Source organism: Streptomyces sp. NPDC059861 (genome assembly GCF_042731435.1).
Lineage (GTDB): Bacteria > Actinomycetota > Actinomycetes > Streptomycetales > Streptomycetaceae > Streptomyces.
The window spans coordinates 86,062-90,926 of sequence record NZ_JBHWJQ010000034.1 but is presented as its reverse complement, the minus strand read 5'-3'; the positions used below and the strand labels follow the sequence as shown (position 1 = coordinate 90,926).

At 69.2% G+C, this 4,865-nt stretch carries 3 protein-coding genes and 1 riboswitch; of the genes, 2 read left to right on the top strand and 1 reads right to left on the bottom strand.

What is annotated here, in order from left to right; all coding sequences use genetic code 11:
- Window positions 1–303 precede the first annotated feature (303 nt).
- Window positions 304–1,407, top strand: coding sequence for a metallophosphoesterase (locus ACFV6X_RS26735; protein ID WP_385387499.1), 1,104 nt, complete (start codon window positions 304–306; stop codon window positions 1,405–1,407).
- 193 nt (window positions 1,408–1,600) lie between these two features.
- Window positions 1,601–2,467: a hypothetical protein gene (locus tag ACFV6X_RS26730; RefSeq protein WP_385387497.1), complete on the top strand. Its 867-nt coding sequence runs from the start codon at window positions 1,601–1,603 to the stop codon at window positions 2,465–2,467.
- A gap of 145 nt (window positions 2,468–2,612) precedes the next feature.
- Here the strand turns inward: ACFV6X_RS26730 and thiC are convergent, their stop codons facing one another.
- Window positions 2,613–4,409, bottom strand: a complete 1,797-nt coding sequence (gene thiC / locus ACFV6X_RS26725; protein ID WP_385387495.1) for a phosphomethylpyrimidine synthase ThiC — start codon at window positions 4,407–4,409, stop codon at window positions 2,613–2,615.
- Window positions 4,403–4,592: riboswitch (TPP riboswitch) on the bottom strand. (Overlaps the previous gene by 7 nt.)
- Between the last annotated feature and the right edge of the window lie 273 nt (window positions 4,593–4,865).

Genomic DNA, 4,865 nt, shown 5'->3' with positions numbered 1-4,865 from the left:
CGTCGCAATCCACACCGAACCGGAAGGCCCTCACCTGTTCAAGATCCCTCAACCGAGACCTCGCTCACCCGTCCACAACCTCCCGGAACACAACAGCTAGCGCACCACACAGGGCTGACGTCGAGCGGTCTCCGGACGGGGGAAAGCTCGGCCCAAACGGGGCGAAAGCCGCGGTGAACTGGACTCTCGCTCCGATTCACCACCCCTGGGTCATCACACGGCGCGATCCGCATTCCTATGATGGGCCCACGACACCGCGGGCCGCTGCGACCAGGCAGTCCGATGCGGTGCAGATGCGGCGCGATGGTGGAGGGGTCGATGACTCAGGGGGCCGGTCAGGGACCCGAGGTGGAGCGCACGGCGACGCTGCGCGACTTCCGGGTGCCCGCTTACGTCCACGAGACCGGTCCGTACGACCACAGCGCGCACCCCGGTGACGTCGCGAGCCCCGTCGTGGAGCCGGTGGAGCACCCGGAGGGGTACACGCCCACGGAGCGCGACCTGCCCGTCATCAACCGGGGCGACACGGTTCAGGTGAACGTCGACCCGTCGGCCGTGCCGGCACAGGAGCCGCAGTCCACCACCGGTCCTGGGCCCCTGTTCGTCGTGGGCGACGTGCACGGCTATCTCGACGAGCTGATGGCCGCCCTGAGCGAGAAGGGCCTCATCGACGCCGCCGGCCAGTGGTGCGCGGGCACCGCGCGGCTGTGGTTCCTGGGCGACTTCACCGACCGCGGCCCCGACGGCATCGGCGTCATCGACCTCGTCATGCGGCTGTCCGCCGAGGCCGCCGCGGCCGGCGGCTACTGCAAGGCGCTGATGGGCAACCACGAGCTGCTGCTGCTCGGCGCCAAGCGGTTCGGCGACACGCCCGTCAACTCGGGCGCGGGCACCGCCACCTTCCAGGCGGCCTGGCTGCTCAACGGCGGCCAGAAGACCGACATGGACCGCCTCCAGGACCACCATCTGCAGTGGATGGCCCGCCTTGACGCGCTCACCGAGACCGACGGCCATCTGCTCGTCCACTCGGACACCACCGCCTACCTCGACTACGGCGACTCCATCGAGGCCGTCAACGACAACATCCGCGAGGCCCTCACCCGCAACGACGCGGACGAGGTCTGGGACCTGTTCCGCAAGTTCACCAAGCGCTTCTCCTTCCGCGACGAGGGCGGCGCCGACGCCGTTCGCTCACTGCTCGATACGTACGGCGGCACCCGCATCGTTCACGGGCACAGCCCCATTCCCTATCTGCTGGGCGAGGTCGGATCCGAGGACGGCGAGGACAGCGCCGGTCCAGTGGTCGACGGACCGCACGTCTACGCCGACGGACTCGCCATCGCGATGGACGGCGGCGTGACCATGGCCGGAAAGCTGCTGGTCCAGCAACTTCCCCTGGATAACTGAGCGTTTCCCGGGCAGGCGTACCCGGGCGGCGCCCCGGCGCACCACGGCGCAGGACAGCGGGCAATTTCTGGAAACCCCCTGTCACGACGCACCGTCACCGCTCTACCATCGCCTTATCCGTAGCAGGCTCCCCTCCGTTTCTGCCCGACGGCTCGTCAGCGTGCGAGCCCCAAGCCCTACGGAGCATCGGGGGATGCACATGAACAGCGTTCCGCAGCACCTGTTGAGCGAGGACCGCCAGGAATACGAGCGGCTCCTCGATGAGGCGCTGCGCTCCGCGCACCACCGACCCGAACTGGCCGCTGTCGGACAGCGGCTCAACCCGGAACAGCTGCGCACCATGGCGCTGAACGCCACCGCACTCATCACGGCGGCCGCGGCGACCGAGTACCAGCACTACGTGAAGGTCCGCGAGGAACTGCGCCGCCCGGCGCCGTCCACCCCGTCGGCCACCCGCGAGTCCGGCTCCACCGAGCCGGGCACGGGCGCCGTGGGGCTCGCCACCACCATGGGAGAGGCCGCCGCCGAGACGGTCGGCGCGGGCGCCGTCGCCATCATCGCGGTGCTGGCACCCGTCCTGGCCGGCACGGCCGCGGCGATCTTCCTGCTCGTCGGCTACACCCTGAAGATGCTCGACCCCGAGCCGGGCATCGCTCAGACCATGGTCACCACCGGCTGGGTGTTCGGCGCCGTGACCGCGGTCGCCATCCTGCTCGCCGCCGTCGGCCTGTTGCTCACCGCACTGCGCAACCGGCCCTCACTGAATTCCGGTCCGTACGAGGAACTCAGCGGCGAGGTGGCCGCCGCCAGGGAGGCCTGGCGCCAGGCCCTGCTGGAGAACGGCATCCTGCCGTTTTTCAGGGAGGCCCTCACCACCCCCGGCCAGGCCGCACTGCAACGTGCGGCCCCGACGATCCCGACCAGTCGTATGCCGCACCTGGGCTACGACCGTCCGGGCTTCACCAGCCCCGGTGACGGCCCGTCGGGCGCGCGCCCGAGCTACTCGAGCCCGGACTACACCAGCCCGGATTTCGGAGGCCCGGAGCACAAGCCGGAATGACCTGCGGCTTGCGCCCCCGTGGTGCGCAAGCCGCAGATCCGGCGGTGCCGGTGTGCTGCCGTGTGCGGACTGGACCAGGACGACGAGGACGGGGCCGCGGCCGCACGGTCTGCGCGCCCCGCCTTGTGCCGCCGGATCGGCCGGGTCAGTCCGCGATCGGCAGATACACCCGGTTGCCGGCGGCGGCGAACTCCTTCGACTTCTCCGCCATGCCCTCCTCGATCTCCGCCTGTGTACCGCCATGTTCACGGCGGATGTCCTGGGAGATCTTCATCGAGCAGAACTTCGGCCCGCACATCGAGCAGAAGTGCGCCGTCTTGGCAGGCTCGGCAGGGAGGGTCTCGTCGTGGAACTCACGAGCCGTGTCCGGGTCGAGGGCCAGGTTGAACTGGTCCTCCCAGCGGAACTCGAAGCGCGCGTCCGACAGCGCGTCGTCCCACTCCTGCGCACCGGGGTGCCCCTTGGCGAGGTCGGCCGCGTGAGCGGCGATCTTGTAGGTGATCACACCGGTCTTGACGTCGTCACGGTTGGGCAGGCCCAGGTGCTCCTTGGGCGTGACGTAGCAGAGCATGGCCGTGCCCCACCAGGCGATCATCGCGGCACCGATGCCGGACGTGATGTGGTCGTACGCCGGCGCGACGTCCGTCGTCAGCGGGCCGAGCGTATAGAACGGAGCTTCATCGCAGATCTCCTGCTGAAGGTCGATGTTCTCCTTGATCTTGTGCATCGGGACGTGCCCCGGGCCCTCGATCATGGTCTGCACGTTGCAACGCTTCGCGATCCGGTTGAGTTCCCCGAGAGTTCGCAGTTCAGCGAACTGTGCCGCGTCGTTGGCGTCCGCGATCGAGCCCGGCCTGAGGCCGTCGCCCAGCGAGTACGTGACGTCGTAGGCGGCGAGGATCTCGCACAGTTCCTCGAAGTTCTCGTACAGGAACGACTCCTTGTGGTGCGCCAGGCACCACGCCGCCATGATCGAGCCGCCACGTGAGACGATCCCGGTCTTGCGGTTCGCCGTCAGCGGCACGTACGCCAGCCGGACGCCCGCGTGGACCGTCATGTAGTCCACGCCCTGCTCGGCCTGTTCGATGACCGTGTCCTTGTAGATCTCCCACGTCAGCTCCTCGGCCCTGCCGTCGACCTTCTCCAGCGCCTGGTAGAGCGGCACCGTGCCGATGGGGACGGGGGAGTTGCGGAGCACCCACTCGCGCGTGGTGTGGATGTTGCGGCCGGTGGACAGGTCCATGACCGTGTCGGCGCCCCAGCGGGTCGCCCAGGTCATCTTCTCGACCTCCTCCTCGATGGAGGACGTCACGGCCGAGTTGCCGATGTTGGCGTTGACCTTCACCAGGAACCGCTTGCCGATGATCATCGGCTCGATCTCCGGGTGGTTCACGTTCGCGGGCAGTACGGCCCGCCCCGCGGCGATCTCCTCGCGCACGACCTCGGGCGAGACGTTCTCCCGGATGGCCACGTACTCCATCTCGGGCGTGACCTCGCCCCGGCGCGCGTACGCGAGCTGGGTGACCGCCTGGCCGTCGCGGCTGCGACGCGGCAGGCGTGGGCGGCCGGGGAAGACCGCGTCGAGGTTGCGCAGGCCGCCGCGCGGCGACGTGTGCTTGATCCCGTCGTCCTCGGGATGGACCGGACGGCCCGCGTACTCCTCCGTGTCGCCGCGGGCGATGATCCAGTTCTCCCGCAGCGGCGACAGACCGCGGCGGACGTCGGTGTCGACGAGTGGATCGGTGTACGGGCCCGACGTGTCGTACAGCGTGACCGACTGCCCGTTGGTGAGGTGCACCTGACGGACCGGCACGCGCAGGTCGGGGCGTGAGCCCTCGACATACGCCTTGTGCCAGCCGATGGACTTCCCGGCCTCCTCGCTGCGCGCGTCGTCGGTCGCGTTCTGGGTGGAGGCAGGCGTGCGTGCGTCCTTGTTGGCCATGAGACCGATCTCCCTACGCCGGCATTACCCGGTAACAGGTTCGGCGGTCGACGCAGCGGTTCTCGTCTGTCGGCGCTTCATGGGAAACATCACTCGTGCCGAGTCACGTTCCACGTGAAACATCGCGAAGACGAAGGTCAGCGCCCTCTCAGCCCGGTGCTCCGAGCTCCCGCGTTTACAAAGGTGCCCCCACGCTAGCGTCAATTCGGGCGCGGTGAACAGAGGGCCCCGGTCGTTCTTGCGATGATCGGTCGGTGACCACGAATCAGCAGCCCCCGTTCCCGCCGCACGAACCACCGCGTGGAACCGGCTCCGGCATGGGGTCGGGACGCGACTCGGACGCGGGCGGGGGTGGAGCTGCGGCCGGTGGTGGGATCGGTGCTCCCGGCATGGGGCGAGGCGGCGTTCCTGGCGACGGCCGGGGTGGTGCTCCCGGCATGGGGCAGGGCGGCGGTC

Coding starts and splice junctions, on each gene's coding strand:
- ACFV6X_RS26735 (WP_385387499.1), top strand. CDS start 304: ATGGTGGAGGGGTCGATGACTCAGGGGGCCGGTCAGGGACCCGAGGTG.
- ACFV6X_RS26730 (WP_385387497.1), top strand. CDS start 1,601: ATGCACATGAACAGCGTTCCGCAGCACCTGTTGAGCGAGGACCGCCAG.
- thiC (WP_385387495.1), bottom strand. CDS start 4,409: ATGGCCAACAAGGACGCACGCACGCCTGCCTCCACCCAGAACGCGACC.